The sequence below is a fragment of the Rahnella inusitata genome, from assembly GCF_965118895.1.
Classification (GTDB): Bacteria; Pseudomonadota; Gammaproteobacteria; order Enterobacterales; family Enterobacteriaceae; genus Rahnella; species Rahnella inusitata_A.
On record NZ_CBCPJJ010000008.1, the window covers coordinates 372,076 to 394,113 of the forward strand.

A 22,038-nucleotide genomic window follows, 5' to 3' on the forward strand; every position below is an offset into this window, starting at 1 on the left:
TCAGGAGTTACAAATGGACGCGTTTAAACATCTCGAAGTGTGGTTCGCTATTGGCAGTCAGCATCTCTACGGACCGGAAACGTTACGTCAGGTAAAAGAAAATGCTGAAAAGGTCGTGAATGGCCTGAACTCGGAAGCCGGACTGCCGATCAAGCTGGTGCTAAAACCGCTGGTCACCACCCCGGATGAAATCACCGCGCTGTGCCGCGAAGCCAACTATCACAACCCGTGTGTGGGGATCATTACCTGGCTGCACACCTTCTCTCCGGCCAAAATGTGGATCGCCGGCCTGAGCATCCTGCATAAACCGCTGTTGCAGTTCCATACGCAGTTCAACGCCGAAGTGCCGTGGGAAACCATGGACATGGACTTTATGAATCTGAACCAGACCGCCCACGGCGGCCGTGAGTTTGGTTTCATCGGCGCGCGTATGCGCCAGCAACATTCCGTGGTCGCAGGTCACTGGCAGGATGGCGAATCCCATCGCCGCATCGCACAGTGGATGCGCGTTTCTGCGGCGAAAAACGAAAGTCAGCACCTGAAAGTGGCGCGTTTTGGCGATAACATGCGTGAAGTTGCAGTCACCGAAGGTGATAAAGTCGCTGCGCAGATCCAGTTCGGTTACACCGTCAGCGCGTACGGTATCGGCGATCTGGTCAGCGTGATTAACGAAGTCAGCAAAGGCGACATCGATACGCTGGTGGAAGAGTACGAAGCGACTTACCGTCTGACGGACACCGTGAAGCTCAACGGCGAACGTCGTGAAAACCTGTTAGATGCGGCGAAGATCGAACTGGGCATGACGCGTTTCCTCGAGCAAGGCAAATTCGGCGCGTTCACCACCAACTTTGAAGATCTGCACGGCATGAAGCAGCTGCCGGGGCTGGCGGTACAGCGTCTGATGCAAAAAGGCTACGGCTTTGGTGGCGAAGGCGACTGGAAAACCTCCGCCCTGCTGCGCATCATGAAAGTGATGGCCAGCGGCCTGAAAGGCGGCACGTCGTTCATGGAGGATTACACTTACAACTTCAAGCCGGGCAACGATTTGGTGGTCGGTTCGCACATGCTGGAAGTGTGTCCGTCGATTGCCAAAGAAGAAAAACCGCTGCTGGATGCGCAGTATCTCGGCATAGGTGGCAAAGCGGATCCGGCGCGTCTGATCTTCTCCACTCCGGCAGGCCCTGCGGTCAACGCCAGTGTCATCGACATGGGCGACCGTTTCCGTCTGCTGGTGAATCTGGTAGATACCGTCGAGCAGCCGCATCCACTGCCAAAACTCCCTGTCGCCCGCGCGATCTGGAAAGCCCAGCCATCCCTGGCCACAGCCGCCGAAGCCTGGATCCTCGGCGGCGGCGCGCACCACACGGTATTCTCGCAGGCATTAGATATCGACGCGCTGCGGTTATATGCAGAAGTGACGGGGATTGAGTTGCTGGTGATTGATAACGATACGACGCTGGCGGACTTTAAGAATCAGATCCGGTGGAATGAAGTTTATTATAAGCTTTGCGCTCGGTGATGCAGAAGGCCGCTGCAAAGGCGGCCTTTATAAATGACCGGGATTTTTCGGTTTCTTACCAGAATGTTTCGGTTTCTTAATTGCAGTGATCACTTAACGCGCTGTGCCGAAACCGCCAAAGAGGGAGGAAAGCGCCTCCCTCTTTGATCTCCCACGCTTTTTCAAACACGCGCTATCGCGGAAACGATGGCCGTGTTCTGCCAATTCCACGTGTGGCGCAAAACCCTGCCGCTGCGCGGTTCCCTCTCTCGGTCTTCGAGCCGCAGGTCTCGAAGCCGCTCCGTTCGGCAGGATTTTTTGATCGCGCCATCTCACCATTTTTAAGTTTTAATTTATTGGTTTCTTTTATTTTTTCTGAGCCGGTGAAGTTGTGCCGTAATGAACCTGTGGCCGCGTTCAAAAATCACGCCGTAGGAAGAGGTGGAAAACCGCGCGTCTGTTTGCGCGGGTTGTAACCCGACCGGAGGGCACCGCGCAGCGGCGGGATTTTTGCGGCAATAGCGAAAGCCGCTGAAACATAGCCGGTCTGCATGGCACGTATTTTAAAGAGCCCGGGATTCTTAAGGGCGGCGGCGATATGCCGCCCTTAAGGCCAGTGTGGGTGGCAACCCACGGTCTTGACCTTGAAGTTGATTTAACAGTCACAAGCCTTCAGGCAAATAACTGATCGTATACATGCTGCAAATGCCGCCCCATCCGCGCTTTCGCGCCCGCCCCATCCCGCGCCAGAATGGCATCCAGAATCCCCTGATGATCCGCATTCATCTCACGCGCGAAATCCACTTCGGTGTAATGGCTTTCAAGTCGCATGAATCGGCGTGACTGACGCTTATCCCACAGGTATCCCATCATGTCGTGCAGCACTTCGTTGCCGGTCATTTCACTGATCATCAGATGAAAACGACGGTCGGCCTCGAGAAATGCATCGTTATTGGCATTCAGCTCATTAAGCTCGCGGGCAATTTCTTTAAGCTTTCCGCGCTGGTCGTCTGTGCCATTGATAGCCGCAAGTTCAGCGGTCATGGCTTCATAAATCTGCCGCGCTTTCACCAGAGATTGCAGGCTGAATTCTTCTTCAGCAGGTGCCGCGTGAACCACCGGAGAACCGTCGGGCAGCGGATTACTCACGTATACACCGTTGCCGGTGCGGATTTCCACCCAGCCGGTGATCTCCAGCGCAATCAGTGCCTCACGAATCGACGAACGGCTGACGCCTAACTGTTTAGAAAGATCCCGCTCGGAGGGGATCATCGCGCCCGGCGCAAATTGTCCGGTATTAATGCAGTTAATCAGGACATTAGAAATCTGGCGATACAGCCGTTCCACTTTCAGTGTTGGTAATTCCATTGTTCTCTCCGCGCTGGTGCTGAATCCCAGATCTGTTATCGCGATCACATTAATGATCGGATTGATACTGAATCATATAGCGGTCTGGTGGCCTGACCAGCAGACCACCAGACCATGCCGTGTCCTAAGATTGAACTTATCACCGGTCATGCGTCAACTGTATTGATAAACATCAGCAAAAAATTTAAGGAAAACAGATGGAACAGACATGGCGTTGGTACGGCCCGAAAGACCCGGTATCACTTGATGATGTGCGTCAGGCTGGCGCAACCGGTGTTGTCACCGCCCTGCACCACATTCCCAATGGTGAAGTATGGCCGGTTGAAGAAATCAAAAAACGCCAGGCCGAACTCGCAGCCAAGGGGCTGACGTGGTCGGTGGTGGAAAGTATTCCGGTGCATGAAGAAATCAAAACACGCAGCGGCAACGTTGAGCAGCACATTGCCAACTATCAGCAATCCATCCGTAACCTGGCGGCCTGTGGCATCGATACCGTCTGCTACAATTTCATGCCGGTTCTTGACTGGACGCGCACTGATCTGGGCTATCTGCTGCCGGATGGCTCCCGCGCACTGCGGTTTGATCACATCGCGTTTGCCGCCTTCGAATTACACCTTCTGCAACGCGAAGGCGCCAAAGCGGATTACAGCGCTGAAGAACAAAAGCTGGCCGCTGAGTATTTCGCGGCGATGACGCAGGATGAGAAAAACACGCTGGTTGCCAACATTATTGCCGGTTTACCGGGTGCGGAAGAAGGTTATACGCTGGAGCAGTTCCGCGCGCGTCTGGCGACCTACGACGGCATCGACAAAGCCAAACTGCGTGAAAACATGGCGCATTTTCTACGCAGCATCGTGCCGGTCGCCGAGCAGTGTGGACTGAGTCTGGCGGTGCACCCGGATGATCCTCCCCGCCCTATCCTCGGCCTGCCGCGAATTGTTTCCACCCTCGAAGACATGCAGTGGCTGAAAGACACCGTTGACAGCATCCATAACGGATTCTGCTTCTGCACAGGTTCTTACGGGGTGCGCGAAGATAATGACTTAGTGAAGATGATGACCACCTTCGCCGACCGCGTTCACTTCATTCACCTGCGCGCTACCCAGCGTGAAGAAGTACCGGGCAGCTTCCACGAGGCCGACCATCTGGATGGTGATGTGGATATGGTCGCGGTGATCAAAGCCATTCTGACCGAAGAACAAACCCGCCGGAAGGCTGGCAATCTGCGGGCAATACCGATGCGTCCGGATCACGGACACCAGATGTTGGATGACCTGAATAAGAAGACCAATCCGGGTTATTCCGCCATTGGACGGTTGCGCGGGCTGGCGGAGTTGCGCGGTGTTGAACGGGCATTGAAGCAGACTTTCTTCACGGAATGATCGTGCGAGGCCGCGCACCGGGTGTGCGCGGCTTGTTATGGCTATGGCCTTTCTGCTATTGAAGGGCCATCAGTATCATTAGAAAAACGTTTTTAGAAATTCAGACCGGCGTCATTACCGTACTGTGGCTGAGCGGTCAGCGGCGGCGCAACCGTCAGGGTTATCCAGTTCGACGTCACTTTCTGCGATTTACTGTCCTCCACCGTCACCGACAAGCGATAGCTGTTAGTCGCCTCCGGCGAATCATCCCACTGTGGCACGATCACGCTCCAGCCTTCGGCGTTACGGTTATTAGCAGGCGGCGTAAGACTCAACGCCTGCGTATCGCCCTGCCAGCTCAGCGCCACCACCGGGTTCAGCGCGCGTAACTGTAATTTCAGCGGCACGGTTTCGCCAGGCTGTAATGTCCACGGCGGCGTGGCGAGGAAAACCGACAACGTTTTGCGCTGTTTGAACTCCATCACCGGCATATTATTACGATCTACCATATCCATCCGGCTGCCACGCAACGAGTGAGCCGCCGCGACGTTTCGCGCCGACAGCTGCTGATCCAGCGGTACCCCCAGGCGGTAGTTCAGCGTCAGTTTCACTAAATCCTGATTGTCACCGTCCTGCCCTGCCTGATGTTCCGCCATCACCGTCACCAGCGGTACCGGCGTATAGTTCAGTCCAAATGATACCGCCGACGGATTACTCTGCCGTGTACCGTTGCCGAACAAATCCACCTGATCGCCGAAGTACTGCTCGTAGCTCAGCGAGGCACCGATCTGGCGGTAAAATGGCAGATAGCCTTTGGTGGTGATGTCGTAACCGCGCGCCTGACGACGCAGCTGGGTCGACGAGCTGCTGTCTGCTTTGTAGGATGAAAACGGATGATAATAGTTGGTGGAGAAGCGCAGATAATCTGACCACGCCTCTGCGCCGAGACTGCCACGCGTGAGCTGATGATCAAAATCGTTATCGATAAAAGCGTTGTACCCGAGCATCCAGGCGCCGGTGTTGATCCGCTGACCGATGCCAAAATTCCCCACCGTGGCATCGCTCGCACTCTGTAAACCTATCTGGCTGTACACCAGATTGTTTTCGGAATTGTAGAGCGGGCTAAACAGCTGGCCTGAGCTGCCGTCAAGATTATGGCCGGTGACGTCCAGCGTAGTGCTGACGTTGCCGAGCGGTGACAATAAACTGCTGGTTTCCTTTTGCACCAGCTTTGCCGCCTGACTCAGGGCGATGTTTTCCGCCTGCTGGCGCAACGGGTCATCGCTGTCTGCGGTGGTGGTGCCGAGCTCTTTCAGCGTGGTCGCCAGCTGCGTTTCCGTGGCGGTCGGGCCGGTAGTGTTTTTAATGTACTGACTGCCGAGGCTCGGCAACTGCGCAGGTTTTCCGACTGCACCGGTGTTAAACGCGGACAGTTCATCGCTGGCAGGAAGGAAACCGGAAAGATCGTAACTGAGGGCTGAAACCGGGGACTGGGTTTCAGTGGATTCTGCCGTCAGCGCAGACGCGCTTACAGCATAAAAAGCAGATCCCCCTGCGATAAGCACAGAGAGGCAGGATGACCCCGCGCAACGCTTTAATAATTTTCGAAAGAAATCTGTGACGTTTGTCATGCCTTACACATTTTGCCAGTGAACAGTGATCTTACCTGACAGGCAGCATAATTCAACCTTCAGACCACGAAACGCCACATGACAAAGCCCTGCCATCTCTTTTATGTTTTTTTTAACGCCCTTTTATCCTCATCATTGACGCGGATAAAATGTAAACAAACATCAAATTAGAGGCTAAAATTACAACATAAAAAACCATTTACACACATTTCATAACATTTTTAACATCCATTGCATTTATCTTTACCGTCAGTTTTCACTTATCCTTAGCATGTTAACCATTATCACAACGCCACCCGACTGCTTTTGCAGCGCGTTGTTGATTGCACCATTTACCGCCCTCTAAAGCGTTATATATCCCGAACAGGGAAAACAAACAGGGAAAACAAATGAGCAAAAAAACCTTGCCTGGGGTGACCCGCCGGCAAATTCTCTCGTTCACGGCAGCCTCAGCAGTACTCGGCGCGGCCAAGGCCGCAAACGCGGTGACGCTCAAAGGTACGCCCGTGTGGAGCCCCTTCGACGCCAGCCCGCCACCGCAAATAGACCACGACGGCTGGGCGTTCTTCACCGATGCCGAAGCCGCGACCATGGAAGCCATCGTTGACCGTCTGATACCTGCCGACGATCTCAGCGTGGGCGGCAAAGATGCCGGATGCGCGGTGTTTATTGACCGTCAGCTGGCCGGTTTTTACGGCACCTACGCCCGCCTCTACATGGAAGGCCCTTTCCAGGAAGGCACGCCGGAACAAGGCGATCAGTCACCTCTGGTTCCCCAGCAGCGCTACCGCCTCGGTCTGGCGGCGCTGGATAAATATGCTCAGTCGCAACATCAAAAATTATTCAAAGATCTGCCCGGCAACCAGCAGGATGAAATTCTGTCCGGTCTGGAAAGCGGAAAAATGGCTCTCGATGGGATCGATTCCAAATTGTTCTTCGCCATTGCGCTGAAAAACACCATGGAAGGATTCTTTGCGGATCCGATTTATGGCGGTAACCGCAACATGGTGTCGTGGAAAATGCTGGGCTTCCCCGGCGCACGCTACGACTACCGTGAATATGTCGGCAAACATAACCAGAAACTCGATCTGGAACCGCTGAGTATTTCAGGCGGCGACGCATGGAAAATGAAGAGCTAAGGGCAGAACACTATTATGGCAAAGAAATTACCCAAAACTGATGTGGTGGTGATCGGGCTCGGCTGGGCCGGATCCATCATCGCCAATGAACTGTGCGACGAAGGTCTCAACGTGGTGGCGATCGAACGCGGCCCGTGGCGCGATACCGCACGCGATTTTAACGTGGCTACCGTAACCGATGAACTGCGCTACAACTCGCGCCAGGAACTGATGTTACGCACCCGCCAGAACACCATCACCATCCGTAACAATCCGGCGCAAACCGCGCTGCCGATGCGCGAATGGGGTTCGTTCCATCCGGGCAACGGTACCGGCGGCGCAGGCAACCACTGGGCGGGCATCACCTTCCGCTTCCAGCCGGATGAGTTCCGCCTGAAAAGCCATCTGACCGAACGTTACGGCGCAAATGCCATTCCCGAAGAGCTGGTGTTACAGGACTGGGGCACCGACTGGGACGAAATGGAGCCACACTACGCGTCATTCGAACGTCTGGCCGGGGTCTCAGGGAAAGCCAGCAACGTGAAAGGCGAGCATCACGAAGGCGGCAATCCGTACGAAGGTATGCGTTCGATTGAGTATCCGACCCGCCCGATGGAACAACCTTATGGCCCGACGCTGTTCGCCGAAGCCGCGCGCAATATGGGTTACAAAGCGTTCCCGGTACCCTCTTCGCTAATTTCAGAGCCGTACACCAACCCGCTCGGCGTGAAAATGGGGCCCTGTACTTACTGCGGTTTCTGCACCAACTACGGCTGTGCCAACTACTCGAAAGCCAGCGCCATCACCACCGTGTTACCGGCACTGATCCGCAAAGAGAATTTCGAAGCGCGCACCAATTGTGAAGTCATGCAGGTACTGACCGATTCCACCGGTAAACGCGCCACCGGCGTGGTTTACATCGACTCCTCCGGCGACGAGTGGGAACAACCGGCGGATCTGGTTATCGTCAGCGCGTTCACCTTCGAAAACGTGCGCCTGATGCTGCTCTCCGGCATCGGTAAACCTTACGATCCGGTCAGCCTTTCCGGCACTACCGGCCGTAACTACGCCTATCAGACCGCCAACGGTGTGCAGCTGTTCTTCGATGACAAAAACTTCAACCCGTTCATCGGCGCAGGCGCGGTCGGGATGGGCATCGACGATTTCAACAACGATAACTTCGATCACAGCGGTTTAGGTTTCTTCGGCGGCGGCAGCATCCGCGTTACGCCAATCGGCGGCGCGCCAATCGGCTATCGCCCTGTGCCACCGGGTACGCCGAAATGGGGATCCGAGTGGAAAAAGGCCACGGTGGCCAACTATCTCAGCTCGATGTCGATAGGTTGCGAGGCCAGCAGCTACACCACCAAAACCAACTATCTTTCACTCGATCCAAACTACAAAGATCGTCTTGGCCGCCCGCTGTTGCGCGTCACCTTCGATTTCCCTGAGAACGACCTGAAAATGGCCGCGTATTGCACCGGTAAAGTCGCCGAGATCGCCAAAGCGATGAACCCGCGTCAACTGGTCGCAAACCCGATGAAAGGCCACTGGAACGGCACGCCTTATCAGTCTTCACACGTGGTCGGCGGATTTGTGATGGGCGCGGATCCGTCTACCAGTTCGGTGAACAAACACCTGCAAGTCTGGGACGTACCCAACCTGTTTGTGGTCGGCGCCTCCGCCTTCCCGCAAAATCCAGGTTATAACCCGACCGGCACCGTCGGCGCGCTGGCATTTAAAGCGGCTTACGCGATCCGTAATTACTACCTGAAAAAGCCGGGAGAGATGATTGCATGAAGAACTTAACCTCATTCTCACTCGGATTACTGGCGCTGAGCGTGTCAGGTCTGGCGCATGCGGCGGGCGACGGCTCTTTTGAACAGGTTGAACGTGGTCGCTATCTGGCAACGGTCGGTGACTGCGCGGCATGCCACACGGCCTCGACGCCGGACGCCAAACCCTTCGCCGGTGGCGTGCCGATCGAAACGCCGTTTGGCCGTTTAGTCGGCGCGAACATCACGCCGGATGCGGAAACCGGTATTGGTAAATGGAGCTTTGATGACTTCCAGCGCGCCATGTCTGAAGGTATCGGCCACGGTGGCAAGCGTCTGTATGGCGCGATGCCTTTTACTGCGTACACCAAAGTGACCCGTGATGATAACGCCGCCATCTGGGCGTATCTGCAAACCCTGCAACCGGTGCATCACGAAGTTGAAACCAACCAGCTGCCGTTCCCGTTCAATGTGCGCACCAGCCTGATGGGCTGGAACTGGCTGAACTTCAACAAAGGCGAATTCAAACCGCAGATGGATAAATCCGCAGAATGGAATCGCGGCGCGTACATCGTTGAAGGACTGGGACACTGCGGCACCTGTCACACACCGAAAAACATCATCGGCGGTGATAAAGACAGCGAGTTCCTGCAGGGTGCGGTGGTCGAAAACTGGGTCGCACCGGATATCACCAGCAATAAGCACACCGGTATCGGCAACTGGACGCAGGAAGATCTGATGCAATATCTCAAAACCGGTGTAAACCGCTTTGATATCGCCTCCGGCCCGATGGCGGAAGAAGTGACCAATTCGTCGCAACACTGGACGGATGCGGATCTGAAAGCCGTCGCGGTGTATCTCAAAGACAGCGGCCATGACAGCGGCAACCGTGCGCCGGAACCGGTGAAAACCAATGACAGCGCTATGACTGCCGGTAAACATATCTACGCCGACCGTTGTTCTGCGTGCCACACACCAGACGGCAAAGGTCAGGAAGGATTGTTCCCGCGCCTGGCGGATTCTGCTCTGATTAATCAGACCAACGCGACGTCACTTATTCACGTGGTGCTCGCGGGCAGCCGCCCGGTCGCCACCGACACTAAACCGACGGCGCCATCGATGCCGTCATTTGATGCCAATATGAGCGATGCAGACGTGGCAAATGTGCTGACCTACATTCGTAACAGCTGGGGAAATGCCGCGGCGCCGGTATCAGCTTCGGACGTGAAAGATGTGCGCGCCGATCTGAAGAAATAAAAACGTTTTAATCAACATGACAAAGGCCGCTTTCGCGGCCTTTCTTTTTGTCACTCATTTATCAATTAACTGTTACAGAGTATTTTCTCAATGCTGAGACGGCATCTGCATTATCTGCACAAGTAAATGATCATTATTGTGGCTGAGTTGTACCAGATGTTTACACTCGACTTTAATCGCCGTCAGCTGATCGTCAGTCAGGGAATACGGGAGCGTAATATCGATGTTGTACATGCCCTGCTGTTCTGCCAGTTCTATCAGACGAACGATATTGGTTTCATCGCTGACCTGAGTGGAAACCACCTGAAGTGCCAGCGCCCGCAGAGACTCTTGTTTCGATTTATCTTTTTGAGAGCGGGATTTCAATACCATGCCGAAAAACGGCATTACACCATAAATGGCGTCAACGAAACTCCATTTCTTTTTGCAGGATGCGGACAAATATTCCATATAGTCAAAGGATGCTTTCTGACTGCGCGCATCGGGTACCAGGCGGTTTTCATTCATCCCCTCTTCCTCTTCCTGGTCAGGGTCTAGCCATTGAACGTCTGAGTTGAACGTGCGAAGGTGTGCTCGGATTTATTCCGCAAATCAATGCATATAGACACAATTATTCCTCTGTATAATGGCATAGTTCACCGATACTTTTCCAGTCGGTTCAGGCGCTTTCATTGTGTGACTGTAGTAGGCTGAAAGCACAAACACCCAAAATTCAGATTTTGTCGCCAGAATCCCCCGAATTGTGGAATTCATGCCGCAAGAGTCATTACGTCCCATAGCGTCCGCCGCGCGCTCACGCTATGCTAACCACCGGATTTTTAACAGCAGCAAGCCAATGAATAAAATCGTTTTTGTAGAAGATGATGCTGAAGTCGGCAACCTGATTGCCGCCTATTTAGGCAAACATGATATCGACGTGCTGGTTGAACCCCGCGGCGATACGGCGCAGGCAAGAATAGAGAAAGAAAAACCCGATCTGGTGCTGCTGGATATCATGCTGCCCGGCAAAGATGGCATGACGCTATGCCGTGATTTGCGCCCGGTGTTTCCCGGCCCGATTGTCCTGCTGACTTCGCTCGACAGCGACATGAACCACATTCTGTCACTGGAAATGGGCGCCAGCGATTACATCCTGAAAACCACGCCGCCCGCTGTCTTACTGGCGAGACTACGGCTGCACCTGCGACAGAATCCGTCGCAATCTACGCAAAATGAACAACCGGTTCAGACGCTGACCAGCGGCAACGCCCTGCACTTCGGTCAGTTGTGTATTGACCCGGTCAACCGTCAGGTAACGCTGGTGGATGAAACCATTGTGCTGTCGACCTCTGACTTTGATTTGCTGTGGGAGCTGGCAACGCACGCCGGGCGCATTATGGATCGCGAAGCGCTGCTGAAAAACCTGCGCGGCGTGAGCTACGACGGGCTGGATCGCAGCATCGACGTGGCAATTTCCCGCCTGCGCCGCAAGCTTTACGACAACACCCTTGAACCTTTCCGTATCAAAACGGTGCGCAATAAAGGCTATTTGTTTGCCCCGAACGCCTGGGAGTCACTGACGGAATGAGAAAGCTTTTCGTCCAGTTCTTTCTGTTACTGCTGGTCTGTTTTATGGTCATGGCGATGCTCGTCGGGCTGGTGTACAAAGTCACCGCCGAGCGCACCGGCCGTCAGTCCATGAATGACCTGATGAAAAGCTCGCTGTATCTGATGCGCAGCGAACTCAGGGAAATTCCGATCAAAGACTGGAATAAGACCATCAATACGCTGGATCTTAACCTGTCATTCAAACTGCACATCGAACCGCTCGGCAAACGCAAACTCAGCCCCGAACTGGATAAACGCCTCAAAGACGGCGAAATCATTGCCCTCGATGATGAATACACCTTTATTCAGCGCGTGCCGCGCAGCCATTACGTACTGGTGGTCGGCCCGATCCCCTATCTTTTCTATATGCACGAAATGCGGCTGCTGGATCTCGCGCTGCTGATGATCATCGGCCTGTCGCTGGCGCTGCCGGTCTTTCTGTGGATGCGCCCGCACTGGCAGGATTTGCTGCGCCTCGAGAACTCGGCGTTGCGCCTGGGCAACGGACATCTTGATGAACGGGTGAATTTTGATTCCGCCTCGAGCCTGACGCGGGTCGGCGTGGCGTTCAACCAGATGGCGGACAACATCAGCACGCTGATCGCCAGTAAGAAACAGCTGATCGACGGCATCGCCCACGAACTTCGTACCCCGCTGGTGCGCCTGCGTTACCGGCTGGCGATCAGTGAAAACCTGCCTGAATCTGAACAAAACGCCATTAACCGTGATATCGGCCAGCTTGAAGCGTTGATCGACGAACTGCTGACCTACGCGCGCCTCGATCGCCCGCAGGTCGCGCTGCATCTCGAAAAAGTGAATCTGGCCGACTGGCTTGAAGACAAAGTGGACGATTTCCGGCTCATAAACACCGGGCGCAGCATCGCCTACGATTCACCGCAAAACATCGATTTCGGCGGTGTAGATTTGCGGCTGATGGAGCGCGTGCTGGATAACTTAGTCAACAACGGACTGCGCTATTCGCAGGAAACGTTGCGCATCAGCCTGTGGCTGGACGGCGAAACCGCCTGTTTACAGGTTGAAGACGACGGGCCGGGTATTCCGCCGGAAGCACGTCTGCGCATCTTCGAGCCATTTGTACGTCTTGACCCAAGCCGTGACCGCGCCACCGGCGGCTGCGGGCTGGGACTGGCCATCGTACATTCTATTGCCGTCGCCTATCAGGGCCGCGTCGCCGTCGATAGCAGCCCGCTGGGCGGTGCCAGCATGCGTTTCAGCTGGCCGGTAAAACCGACTTTCAATCTGGCTGTAGAACAGTCCGACCCACACCATGAAGGGAGCTAATAATGACCATCGCGTATAAAAAATTGCACGACACCTTCGCCCGTTTATCCCGTTTCGGCCATTTATCTGCGATTGCCGGCTGGGATGCTGCGGCCATGATGCCGCCACAGGGCGGACAGGCGCGTTCAGAAGCCCTTGCGGAACTGAGCGTGTTGACGCATCAGATACTCACGGCGAAGCAAGTCGGTGAATGGCTGGAACAGGCCAGCGGCGAGCAGCTTAACGACGTGGAACAGGCCAACCTGCGCGAAATGCGTCGTCATTACCAGCAGGCGGCTCTGCTGCCTGAAAGTCTGGTGCAGGCAAAATCGCTGGCCGGTGCGCGCTGCGAGCAAGCCTGGCGCATTCAGCGTAAATCCAACGACTGGGAAGGTTTTGCGGAAAACCTGAAAGAGGTGGTGAAACTCAGCCGTGAAGAAGCGCAGTTCCGCGCTGACGCCGCGGGTATCAGCCGCTACGACGCCCTGCTCGATTTGTACGAACCGGGCATGACGTCGCAGAAACTCGACACGCTGTTCGGGGATCTGAAAACCTGGCTGCCGGATTTGTTGCAGACCGTGGTCGAGAAGCAGAAAACAGAAAGCCGCATTGCACCGCAGGGGCCCTTTGACATCGAGAAACAGCGTCAGCTCGGCCTGAAAGTGATGGGCCGTCTGGGCTTTAATTTCGACGCAGGTCGTCTGGACGTCAGCGCCCACCCGTTCTGCGGCGGCGTGCCTGAAGATGTGCGCATTACCACACGCTATAACGAAGATGAATTCCTCAGCGCCATGATGGGTGTGATTCATGAAACCGGTCATGCACGTTACGAGCAAAACCTGCCAAAGGAGTGGCTTGGCCAGCCGGTTTCTAACGCGCGTTCCATGGGGGTTCACGAATCCCAGAGCCTGTTGTTTGAAATGCAGCTCGGTTGCAGCGAACCTTTCCTTAAATCCGTCTATCCGCTGGTCATTGAGCAGTTCGGTCAACGTCCGGGTCTGGATGAAAGTAACTTCATGAAGCTGAACCAGCGCGTCCAGCCGGGCTTCATCCGTGTAGATGCTGATGAACTTAGCTATCCGGCTCACGTGATTCAGCGTTATGAGATCGAAAAAGCGCTGATGGAAGGCGAAATTGAAGTCGATGATATTCCTGGCTTATGGAACAGCAAGATGAAGGAATATTTGGGCATTGATACCGTTGGAAATTACCGGGACGGCTGTATGCAGGATATCCACTGGACCGACGGCGGCTTTGGCTACTTCCCGACTTACACACTCGGCGCGATGTATGCTGCACAGCTGTTCCAGTGCGCCAATAAAGCAATCCCGACCTTGCAAGATGATATCGCCCGCGGCGACCTGACGGCGTTGTTCCAGTGGTTACAGCAGAATATCTGGCAGCATGGGAGCCGGTTTACCACTGACCAGTTGATGAAGAACGCCACCGGGGAAACGTTAAATCCGGCGTATTTCAGGGCTCATTTGGAAAATCGATACCTGTAATGGGTGGGCGTATCACCGACAAGCGCGGGGTTTGAAAGCTGATCGGGAGAGTTTCGGTTTTCCGATACAGATGCCTCTGCAAAATCGGCTTTAAAATAAGCTCGAGAATATTTCGGTTTCTCAATTGCAGTGATCGCTTATTTCACTGTGCCGAAACCGCCCAAAGGAGGGAAGTGCTTTCCCTCCTTTGGATTCCTCCCCGCTTTTTAAAACACGCGCCATCTCAGGATTTTAAAAAAACAAAAAGAAAGTTTGCACAACGTATTTGGTTTTTTGAAATGATCCGAGTGGGTGAAGTTGTGACCTAAAAAGCTCTGGCCGCTTTCAAAAATCACGCCGGAGGAAGAGGTGGAAAACCGCGCGTTTTTTGCGCGGGTTGTAACCCGACCGGAGGGCACCGTGCAGCGGCGGGATTTTGCGGCAACAGCGGGAGTTTCTGAAACATAGCCGGGATGCATGGCACGTGTTTTATAAAAACGCGGGAGTCCAGAGGGCGCGCGTTTACGCGTCCTTTGGGCCAGTTTGGGCGGCGAGCCCAAGGTCTTGACCTTAAAGTTGAAACCCAAAGATAACACCTTGTTGTTATTGAATTCCCCCTTGTACATTCCGTTACACGCCGAAACCAATCACTCACGGACAGCCTCATTCCTCACGCCTATTATTCTCTCACCGGCCCCGCAGTGGGGCAGACACATAAACTAAAATTCTTGAGGAATGACACATGAAAAAAGTATTAGCTCTGGTTGTAGCCGCTGCAATGGGCCTGTCTTCTGTCGCTTTCGCTGCTGAAACTACTGCAACTCCAGCGCCAGCTGCAACAGCAACGACGACGGCTGCCCCTGCTACCAAGCACGTAACCAAACACAAGACTCATAAGAAAGTAGCTCAGAAAGCTCAGGCTGCTAAAAAACACAAAAAACACGCTAAGAAAGCAGCACCAGTAGCTCAGAAAGCTCAGGCTGCTAAAAAACACGTGAAACACGCTAAGAAAGCAGCACCAGTAGCTCAGAAAGCCCAGGCTGCTAAAAAACACGTGAAACATGCTAAGAAAGCTGCTCCGGCTGCAAAAGCTACCCCAGCGGCATAAGACGTACCAAGAAGTCTTTGTGAGCGTATCCACTCACCATTATCAAGACTGATGATTTAACACCCGGTTCGCCGGGTGTTTTTTTCTCCGGTTTCTATCTTGAGGTACTGATGGAAGATGCTGCGCCGCTACCTGTTCGAAATCACCCTGTGCTCTCTGATCCTTTGCGGTCTGATAACCCTGTTCTTCTACTTCTGAAGTTTTGAAGCCCGCTGAGATGATGCTCGTTATCTGCTAAAAAGAGTGAGTTTTCAGACAAATATATCCATGTCCAAAGATAACCGTCTATAATCTTTCCATAATAACGGGTTTACGGGTTCTCCCTGTTTTCAAGGTCAGAATGTTATGCGCATCGCATTACCTTTGTTTTTGTGCTTTTTCTGTTTTACCGCCAGTTCCCTCGCCCATGCTGATTCCCCGGATGATGCAGACGACGACGCACCTTCAATTTCCGTAAAAGAAAAAACCGCCCTGTTTTTTGGTCACGATCAGCGCCAGCCCGTTGCGAATGCATCGCACTGGCCGTGGCAGGCTATCGGGCAAATTGAAACCGCCAGCGGTAATTTATGTACCGCCACCCTGATTTCCAAACATCTGGCCTTAACCGCCGGTCACTGCGTCCTCGCGCCGCCGGGTAATATCGATAAAGTCATCGCCTTGCGTTTTATTTCTCATAATCAGAAATGGCGTTATCAAATTACTGCGCTGCAAACGCTGGTGGACCCTGCATTAGGCAAAAAACTGAAAGCCGATGGCGACGGGTGGATTGTGCCGCCAAAAGCGGCGTCTTATGATTTTGCGCTGATCCGTCTGACTGACGAAAAGCTGGCATTACCGATTAAGCCGCTGCCTTTGTGGGAAGGATCGCGTGACATTCTCACCGCCCTTCTCAAAAAGGAAGGTCGGAAAGTAACCCAGGCTGGATACCCTGAAGATCATCTGGATGATTTGTATGTGCATCAGGATTGTCTGGTCACCGGATGGGCACAACCGGGAGTATTATCGCACCGTTGTGACACGCTGCCAGGCGACAGCGGTTCACCGTTACTGCTCAAAAATGCTGACGGCTGGTCTCTGGTGGCGATTCAAAGTTCAGCCCCCGCGGCGCAGGACAGATATCTGGCCGATAACCGCGCGCTGGCCGTTCCTGCGATTCGCGATGCGCTGAATACACTCTCTTCCGGCGCGATCGCTGCGAGCACACCGACAACGCCTGCGACTCAGTAATCCTCAGGGTGTACCCAATCTCAGAGACAAAAAAACCGCCAATGGCGGTTTTTTAATGTATCACTACACCAGCTGTTCCATGGTTTGAAGGATCCTTTTATCCGAAATCGGATACGGCGTCCCCAGCTGCTGCGCGAAGTAGCTGACGCGCAGCTCTTCGATCATCCAGCGCACTTCTTTCACGTCTTCACTTTGCTGTCGCACCGGCGGCAGTTTATTCAGCCACTGCTGCCACTGTTTCTGGATGCTTTCTACTTTGAGCATCTGCGCACGGTCACGATGCGGATCCATCGCCAGTTTATCCATCCTACGCTCGATAGCGTGGAGGTATCGCAATGTATCCGGCAGACGTTTCCAGCCGTTTTGCGTAACAAAACCACGGTAAATCAGCCCTGACATCTGCGATTTAATATCAGAAAGCGCGAGCGCCATAGTGATATCAATCCGCCCCTTCAGCCGTTTGTTGATGTTGAAAACGGTGGTCAGGATCTGCTCGACCTGAATGGCGATTTGTACCACGGCATCGTTGAGATTAGCGCGTACGTGCTCATGCAGTTTTGCGAAATCCTCTTCGCGCCAGACTAATCCACCGGATTCAGCGATGAGTTTGTCGATACCGCATGAGATACAGTCGTCAATTAAATCAAGCACTTTACCGTACGGGTTAAAATACAGACCGAGTTTGGCTTTGTTAGGCAGTTTGTCATGCAGATATTTAATCGGTGACGGAATGTTCAGCAGCAGTAAACGGCGCATCCCGCCCCACATGGCCTGTTGCTGTTCAAGTTCGCTGTCAAACAAGCGGATGGCGATACTGTCTTTTTCATCAACAATTGCCGGATAGGCTTTTACTTCATAGCCACCGCGCTTTTGCTCATAACGTTCCGGCAACGTGCCGAAACTCCAGACGTGCAGGTCACGCTGCTCGATGCCGTCATCAGCTACGGCGGAAAGCGTTTGCTGCACCTGCTCTTTCAGGCCGGATTTCAGCGCCGTCAGGTCTTTGCTTTCACGCAACGTTTTGTTTTTATCATCAACAATGCGGAACGTCATTTTAAGATGATCGGGGACCTGATCCAGCTGCCAGTCTTCGCGTGACAACGTCACTCCGCTCATCTTACGCAATTCTCGTTCCATCGCATCCAGCAATGGCATTTCGAACGGTTTGATGCGCCCCATCAGCGCATCCGCATAGTTTGGCGCAGGAACAAAGTTACGGCGTAACGGCTTAGGCAGTGATTTAATCAGCGCCATAATCAGCTCGCGACGAATACCGGGGATCTGCCAGTCAAAACCTTCTTCGCTGACCTGATTAAGCAGAGGCAGCGGGATATGCACCGTCACACCGTCGGCATCAGTGCCCGGTTCAAACTGATAGGTGACCCGCAGTTTGATGTTGCCCTGATGCCAGAAATTCGGGTAATCATGGGCGCTGATATTCCCCGCGCCCTCTTTGATCAGCATGCTTTTTTCGAAGTTCAGGCTGTCCTGCGGCTGCGTTTTCCACCAGGTATCGAAGTGGCGGCCTGAAACGACGTCCATGCCGACGCGCTGTTCGTAGAACAGGAACAGCGTCTCTTCATCCACCAGAATGTCGCGGCGGCGGGATTTGTGTTCCAGCTCCTCGACTTCGCTACGTAAACGCAGATTAGCGCGGAAGAATGCGTGACGTGTTTGCCAGTCACCTTCCACCAGTGCATGACGGATAAACAGCTCGCGCGACACGACCGGATCGATGGTGCCATAGTTAACGCTGCGCGCCGCAACAATCGGCAGGCCGTACAGCGTGACTTTTTCCGTTGCCATCACCGCGCCCTGCGCTTTTTCCCAATGCGGTTCACTGTAACTGCTTTTCGCCAGATGCTGCGCCAGCGGTTCGATCCATTCTGGTTCGATACGCGCGGCGATGCGCCCCCACAGGCGGCTGGTTTCCACCAGTTCGGCGACCATCACCCATTTTGGTGGCTTCTTAAATAAACCGGAGCCAGGGAACACCGCAAAGCGGGCATTACGGGCACCGGTATACTCCTGTTTATCCGCGTCTTTCTGGCCAATGTGCGACAGCAACCCGGTCAACAGCGCGCAGTGAATGCTGCGATAATCCGCCGGTTCACTGTTGATCCGCAGTCCAAGTTCTTTCACGACCTGACGCAGCTGGGTGTAGATATCCTGCCATTCGCGCACGCGCAGATAGTTAAGAAAATCGCTGCGGCACAGTTTGCGAAATTGCGCCGAGCTCAGTTCTTTTTGCTGTTCTTTCAGGTAGTCCCACAAATTCACGAACGCCTGGAAGTCGGAATCTTTATCGGCAAACCGACGATGTTTCTCGTCGGACGCCTGCTGTTTGTCCATCGGACGCTCGCGCGGATCCTGAATCGACAACGCCGACGTAATGATCATCACTTCGCGTACACAGCCGTTTTTCTGCGCTTCCAGCACCATGCGTGCCAAACGTGGATCCACCGGCAACTGAGCCAGCTGACGGCCAAGCGGCGTCAGAGAATAGCGGCCATCGACGGCGTTATTGATAGCGTTCAGTTCTTCGAGCAGACGCACGCCGTCCTGAATATTACGTTTATCCGGCGCTTCGACGAACGGGAACGCGGCGATATCGCCAAGCCCCAGCGAAGTCATCTGTAAAATGACAGACGCCAGATTCGTGCGCAGAATTTCCGGGTCGGTAAATTCAGGGCGCGAGAGGAAATCCATCTCCGAATAAAGACGGATACAGATCCCCTCAGAAACACGGCCGCAACGGCCTTTACGCTGGTTGGCGGAAGCCTGCGATACCGGCTCGATCGGCAGGCGCTGCACTTTGGTGCGGAAGCTGTACCGGCTGATGCGTGCCGTGCCGGGATCGATAACGTACTTGATGCCTGGCACCGTCAGTGAGGTTTCTGCCACGTTGGTCGCCAGCACAATACGGCGGCCGGAATGCGACTGGAACACACGATTCTGCTCGCTGTTCGACAATCGGGCATACAGCGGCAGGATCTCGGTGTGCGGCAAGGCCAGACGGTTCAGCGCATCGGCGGTATCGCGGATTTCACGCTCACCGCTCATGAAAATCAGGATATCGCCCATACTTTCGCGGCCAAGCTCATCCACCGCGTCAAAAATCGCCTGCAGCTGGTCACGGTCGGTGTCATCGGCGTCATCAACAATCGGGCGATAACGCACGTCGACCGGATAAGTGCGGCCTGACACTTCAATGATCGGCGCATTGTTGAAATGGCGCGAAAAGCGCTGCGGATCGATGGTCGCCGAGGTAATGATGACTTTCAGATCCGGGCGTTTCGGCAACAGCTGGCGCAGATAACCGAGGATAAAGTCGATGTTCAGACTACGTTCATGCGCTTCATCGATGATCAGCGTGTCGTACTGCATCAGCATGCGGTCCTGCTGAATTTCCGCCAACAGAATACCGTCGGTCATCAGCTTGACCAGCGTATTCTCGCTGACCTGATCGTTAAAGCGGACTTTATAGCCGACGGTGTTACCCATCGTGGTATCGAGCTCATCGGCAATACGGTTGGCTACGGTACGCGCTGCCAGACGACGCGGCTGCGTATGGCCGATCACGCCTTTGATACCGCGCCCTAACTCCATACAAATTTTTGGGATCTGCGTGGTTTTACCCGAGCCGGTTTCACCCGCGACGATCACCACCTGATGGTCACGGATGGCGTTAAAAATGTCTTCTTTCTTTTGGCTGACCGGCAGATTCTCCGGATAGCTGATCTTTGGTCGTGACGCTTCACGTGAGCTGACTTTTTTACGGCTTTCGTCGATTGCAGCCTGAATTTCGGCGCTGAGCGCATCAGTCGCCTGAGGATTGGCGTTTTCGTTAAAGGTCTTTTTGGCACCCTGCAAACGACGTTGCAGACGTTGCCGGTCACGTAGCATCAGCCCGTCTAACTGCGCTGATAATGCCGCGAGCGGTGATTTCACGTTCGATATTCCTTGTTGCAAGTCAGACGAACCGCTGTCGATAAAGAGGGGACGGCTGAATTTGAAATGATTTGAGGCGGGTTAACGCTTGCCTGTTTGCTGATATGTTAACACAAGCTGTTGAGGATGAAGAAAACTCGAATTTTTTAGCCTTTTATAACTTGTTCAAAAAAATCGATGAAGGGTCTCTAAATATTGCGCTATCACTGCATAAGCTTTGTGAATAAAGTAAGTTCCATTCCGGGGGCGGACTGGTTATAACCAAGCGCATCCCTATGTATCACACAGTTAAGGAACTCTCTCATGAGCAAAGTACTCGTCCTGAAATCAAGCATTCTGGCTAACTTCTCTCAGTCTAACCAACTGGCTGATTACCTTGTCGCCCAGTATCAGGCTGCCAACAGCGGTTCTACCGTAACTGTTCGTGACCTGGCCGCTGACCCGATCCCGGTACTCGATGGTGAACTGGTTGGCGCACTGCGTCCTTCCGATGCTCCGCTGTCACCACGTCAGGAAGAAGCGCTGGCGCTGTCTGACACCCTGATCGACGAACTGCAGGCGCATGACGTGATCGTTATCGCGGCACCAATGTACAACTTCAACATCCCGACTCAGCTGAAAACTTACTTTGACCTGGTTGCCCGTGCTGGCGTGACGTTCAAATACACCGAGAAAGGCCCTGAAGGTCTGGTGAAAGGCAAACGCGTAATCGTGCTGACCAGCCGTGGTGGTATCCACAAAGATACCCCAAGCGATCTGGTTGCCCCTTACCTGTCTCTGTTCCTGGGCTTCCTGGGCATGAGCGACGTAGAGTTCGTTTACGCCGAAGGTATCGCGTACGGTCCTGAAGTAGCGACCAAAGCACAGACTGATGCAAAAGCAGCCATCGACGCAGCAATTAAAGAGCTGGCTGCGGCATAATTTTCACAATCAGAGCGCGGTCTACTCTCTTTAAAATCTGTGTCTGAAACCCGCTTCGATGTTGTTGTGAAAATCCTCTTGCGCGCTGAAAAGCGCGCTTTTTTATGTCTTTTTTATGATGACTTAACCGATCACTTCTGCAACCACTTCCCATTAATCCCGCGCACCCATTCGCCTTTTCCGGCTCTGGCGACCAGCTTTTGTCCCGCGAGTTTGGCGACATCATCGGTGGTGACCTGATTATCCTGGGCGACTTGCTGATACTGCTGTTTGCGTGCATCGTTGATGCGCGTGGCAAATTCGATACTTTGTGCATCCTGCTTCACCGGTGCCAGATAGCCGGACAGCGTTTCGCCGACCAGCCCCTGTTGCTTCGCTTCTCCGAGCGTCAGCGCGTACGCCTGACCGCACAGCAGCAAGCCGGTAGTGAGCAGCGTGAGGCTGATTCGTTTTATAAAGGCTCTGGACATG

18 protein-coding genes are annotated in these 22,038 nt (G+C 53.9%); 12 read left to right on the forward strand and 6 right to left on the reverse strand.

What is annotated here, in order from left to right:
- The first annotated feature begins 13 nt into the window (after window positions 1–13).
- Window positions 14–1,519 carry an L-arabinose isomerase gene (gene araA, locus ACMHLI_RS07550; protein WP_120078281.1) on the forward strand — a complete coding sequence of 502 codons (1,506 nt, stop codon included), beginning with the start codon at window positions 14–16 and terminating at the stop codon, window positions 1,517–1,519.
- 143 nt (window positions 1,520–1,662) lie between these two features.
- Window positions 1,663–1,974 (forward strand): hypothetical protein, encoded by a 312-nt coding sequence (locus ACMHLI_RS07555; RefSeq protein WP_413528915.1) that lies wholly within the window; start codon window positions 1,663–1,665, stop codon window positions 1,972–1,974.
- 196 nt (window positions 1,975–2,170) lie between these two features.
- Here the strand turns inward: ACMHLI_RS07555 and ACMHLI_RS07560 are convergent, their stop codons facing one another.
- The gene (locus ACMHLI_RS07560; RefSeq protein WP_413528916.1) at window positions 2,171–2,866 is read right to left on the reverse strand and encodes a FadR/GntR family transcriptional regulator; all 696 of its coding nucleotides are present in this window, start codon (window positions 2,864–2,866) and stop codon (window positions 2,171–2,173) included.
- Between the two features lie 197 nt (window positions 2,867–3,063).
- Here ACMHLI_RS07560 and uxuA point away from each other — a divergent pair, with 197 nt between their 5' ends.
- Window positions 3,064–4,248 carry a mannonate dehydratase gene (uxuA, locus tag ACMHLI_RS07565; RefSeq protein WP_413528917.1) on the forward strand — a complete coding sequence of 395 codons (1,185 nt, stop codon included), beginning with the start codon at window positions 3,064–3,066 and terminating at the stop codon, window positions 4,246–4,248.
- 92 nt (window positions 4,249–4,340) lie between these two features.
- On the opposite strand, the gene ACMHLI_RS07570 is transcribed toward uxuA, so the two are convergent.
- Window positions 4,341–5,858 (reverse strand): YchO/YchP family invasin, encoded by a 1,518-nt coding sequence (locus tag ACMHLI_RS07570; RefSeq protein WP_413528918.1) that lies wholly within the window; start codon window positions 5,856–5,858, stop codon window positions 4,341–4,343.
- Window positions 5,859–6,247: 389 nt separating this feature from the next.
- On the opposite strand from ACMHLI_RS07570, the gene ACMHLI_RS07575 reads away from it, so the two are divergent.
- Genes ACMHLI_RS07575 through ACMHLI_RS07585 form a run of 3 tightly spaced genes read left to right on the forward strand, consistent with a single transcriptional unit; the run spans window position 6,248 to window position 10,008 of the window.
- The gene (locus tag ACMHLI_RS07575) at window positions 6,248–6,997 is read left to right on the forward strand and encodes a gluconate 2-dehydrogenase subunit 3 family protein (protein ID WP_413528919.1); all 750 of its coding nucleotides are present in this window, start codon (window positions 6,248–6,250) and stop codon (window positions 6,995–6,997) included.
- Window positions 6,998–7,012: 15 nt separating this feature from the next.
- Entirely contained in the window at window positions 7,013–8,776 is a 1,764-nt protein-coding gene (locus tag ACMHLI_RS07580) for a GMC family oxidoreductase (RefSeq protein ID WP_413528920.1), read from the forward strand.
- A complete protein-coding gene (locus tag ACMHLI_RS07585; protein WP_413528921.1) occupies window positions 8,773–10,008 on the forward strand; it encodes a c-type cytochrome in 1,236 nt (411 codons plus the stop codon). Before ACMHLI_RS07580 ends, ACMHLI_RS07585 begins: the two co-directional genes overlap by 4 nt.
- Before the next feature lie 87 nt (window positions 10,009–10,095).
- Here the strand turns inward: ACMHLI_RS07585 and ACMHLI_RS07590 are convergent, their stop codons facing one another.
- Window positions 10,096–10,515: a hypothetical protein gene (locus tag ACMHLI_RS07590; protein ID WP_413528922.1), complete on the reverse strand. Its 420-nt coding sequence runs from the start codon at window positions 10,513–10,515 to the stop codon at window positions 10,096–10,098.
- A 328-nt stretch (window positions 10,516–10,843) separates the two neighbouring features.
- Between ACMHLI_RS07590 and rstA the strand changes: the two genes are divergently transcribed.
- The 3 genes from rstA to ACMHLI_RS07605 are packed head-to-tail and all read left to right on the forward strand — an operon-like array spanning window position 10,844 to window position 14,381.
- Window positions 10,844–11,575, forward strand: a complete 732-nt coding sequence (rstA, locus tag ACMHLI_RS07595) for a two-component system response regulator RstA (RefSeq protein ID WP_413528923.1) — start codon at window positions 10,844–10,846, stop codon at window positions 11,573–11,575.
- Complete coding sequence (gene rstB / locus ACMHLI_RS07600; protein ID WP_413528924.1) at window positions 11,572–12,897, forward strand: two-component system sensor histidine kinase RstB; 1,326 nt, start codon at window positions 11,572–11,574, stop codon at window positions 12,895–12,897. The genes rstA and rstB overlap by 4 nt, the downstream gene beginning before the upstream one ends.
- A 2-nt stretch (window positions 12,898–12,899) precedes the next feature.
- Window positions 12,900–14,381 (forward strand): carboxypeptidase M32, encoded by a 1,482-nt coding sequence (locus ACMHLI_RS07605; protein ID WP_413528925.1) that lies wholly within the window; start codon window positions 12,900–12,902, stop codon window positions 14,379–14,381.
- A 206-nt stretch (window positions 14,382–14,587) separates the two neighbouring features.
- Here the strand turns inward: ACMHLI_RS07605 and ACMHLI_RS07610 are convergent, their stop codons facing one another.
- Window positions 14,588–14,986, reverse strand: a complete 399-nt coding sequence (locus tag ACMHLI_RS07610; RefSeq protein WP_413528926.1) for a hypothetical protein — start codon at window positions 14,984–14,986, stop codon at window positions 14,588–14,590.
- A gap of 116 nt (window positions 14,987–15,102) precedes the next feature.
- On the opposite strand from ACMHLI_RS07610, the gene asr reads away from it, so the two are divergent.
- Window positions 15,103–15,468 (forward strand): acid resistance repetitive basic protein Asr, encoded by a 366-nt coding sequence (gene asr / locus ACMHLI_RS07615; protein WP_413528927.1) that lies wholly within the window; start codon window positions 15,103–15,105, stop codon window positions 15,466–15,468.
- A gap of 345 nt (window positions 15,469–15,813) precedes the next feature.
- A complete protein-coding gene (locus tag ACMHLI_RS07620; protein WP_413528928.1) occupies window positions 15,814–16,695 on the forward strand; it encodes a trypsin-like serine peptidase in 882 nt (293 codons plus the stop codon).
- Between the two features lie 63 nt (window positions 16,696–16,758).
- On the opposite strand, the gene hrpA is transcribed toward ACMHLI_RS07620, so the two are convergent.
- Window positions 16,759–20,646 (reverse strand): ATP-dependent RNA helicase HrpA, encoded by a 3,888-nt coding sequence (gene hrpA, locus ACMHLI_RS07625; RefSeq protein ID WP_413528929.1) that lies wholly within the window; start codon window positions 20,644–20,646, stop codon window positions 16,759–16,761.
- Between the two features lie 303 nt (window positions 20,647–20,949).
- Between hrpA and ACMHLI_RS07630 the strand changes: the two genes are divergently transcribed.
- Entirely contained in the window at window positions 20,950–21,567 is a 618-nt protein-coding gene (locus ACMHLI_RS07630; protein WP_413528930.1) for an FMN-dependent NADH-azoreductase, read from the forward strand.
- A gap of 131 nt (window positions 21,568–21,698) precedes the next feature.
- Here ACMHLI_RS07630 and ACMHLI_RS07635 read toward each other — a convergent pair whose 3' ends face one another.
- Window positions 21,699–22,037 carry a YdbL family protein gene (locus ACMHLI_RS07635; protein ID WP_413528931.1) on the reverse strand — a complete coding sequence of 113 codons (339 nt, stop codon included), beginning with the start codon at window positions 22,035–22,037 and terminating at the stop codon, window positions 21,699–21,701.
- Window position 22,038: the final 1 nt, after the last annotated feature.

What these genes read in the sequence shown, in the direction of transcription:
- ACMHLI_RS07605 (WP_413528925.1), top strand. Translation starts at nt 12,900, where the DNA reads ATGACCATCGCGTATAAAAAATTGCACGACACCTTCGCCCGTTTATCC.
- araA (WP_120078281.1), top strand. Translation starts at nt 14, where the DNA reads ATGGACGCGTTTAAACATCTCGAAGTGTGGTTCGCTATTGGCAGTCAG.
- asr (WP_413528927.1), top strand. Translation starts at nt 15,103, where the DNA reads ATGAAAAAAGTATTAGCTCTGGTTGTAGCCGCTGCAATGGGCCTGTCT.
- ACMHLI_RS07585 (WP_413528921.1), top strand. Translation starts at nt 8,773, where the DNA reads ATGAAGAACTTAACCTCATTCTCACTCGGATTACTGGCGCTGAGCGTG.
- ACMHLI_RS07570 (WP_413528918.1), bottom strand. Translation starts at nt 5,858, where the DNA reads ATGACAAACGTCACAGATTTCTTTCGAAAATTATTAAAGCGTTGCGCG.
- rstB (WP_413528924.1), top strand. Translation starts at nt 11,572, where the DNA reads ATGAGAAAGCTTTTCGTCCAGTTCTTTCTGTTACTGCTGGTCTGTTTT.
- ACMHLI_RS07580 (WP_413528920.1), top strand. Translation starts at nt 7,013, where the DNA reads ATGGCAAAGAAATTACCCAAAACTGATGTGGTGGTGATCGGGCTCGGC.
- rstA (WP_413528923.1), top strand. Translation starts at nt 10,844, where the DNA reads ATGAATAAAATCGTTTTTGTAGAAGATGATGCTGAAGTCGGCAACCTG.
- ACMHLI_RS07560 (WP_413528916.1), bottom strand. Translation starts at nt 2,866, where the DNA reads ATGGAATTACCAACACTGAAAGTGGAACGGCTGTATCGCCAGATTTCT.
- ACMHLI_RS07575 (WP_413528919.1), top strand. Translation starts at nt 6,248, where the DNA reads ATGAGCAAAAAAACCTTGCCTGGGGTGACCCGCCGGCAAATTCTCTCG.
- uxuA (WP_413528917.1), top strand. Translation starts at nt 3,064, where the DNA reads ATGGAACAGACATGGCGTTGGTACGGCCCGAAAGACCCGGTATCACTT.
- ACMHLI_RS07630 (WP_413528930.1), top strand. Translation starts at nt 20,950, where the DNA reads ATGAGCAAAGTACTCGTCCTGAAATCAAGCATTCTGGCTAACTTCTCT.
- ACMHLI_RS07610 (WP_413528926.1), bottom strand. Translation starts at nt 14,986, where the DNA reads ATGTACAAGGGGGAATTCAATAACAACAAGGTGTTATCTTTGGGTTTC.
- ACMHLI_RS07620 (WP_413528928.1), top strand. Translation starts at nt 15,814, where the DNA reads ATGCGCATCGCATTACCTTTGTTTTTGTGCTTTTTCTGTTTTACCGCC.
- ACMHLI_RS07635 (WP_413528931.1), bottom strand. Translation starts at nt 22,037, where the DNA reads ATGTCCAGAGCCTTTATAAAACGAATCAGCCTCACGCTGCTCACTACC.
- ACMHLI_RS07590 (WP_413528922.1), bottom strand. Translation starts at nt 10,515, where the DNA reads ATGAATGAAAACCGCCTGGTACCCGATGCGCGCAGTCAGAAAGCATCC.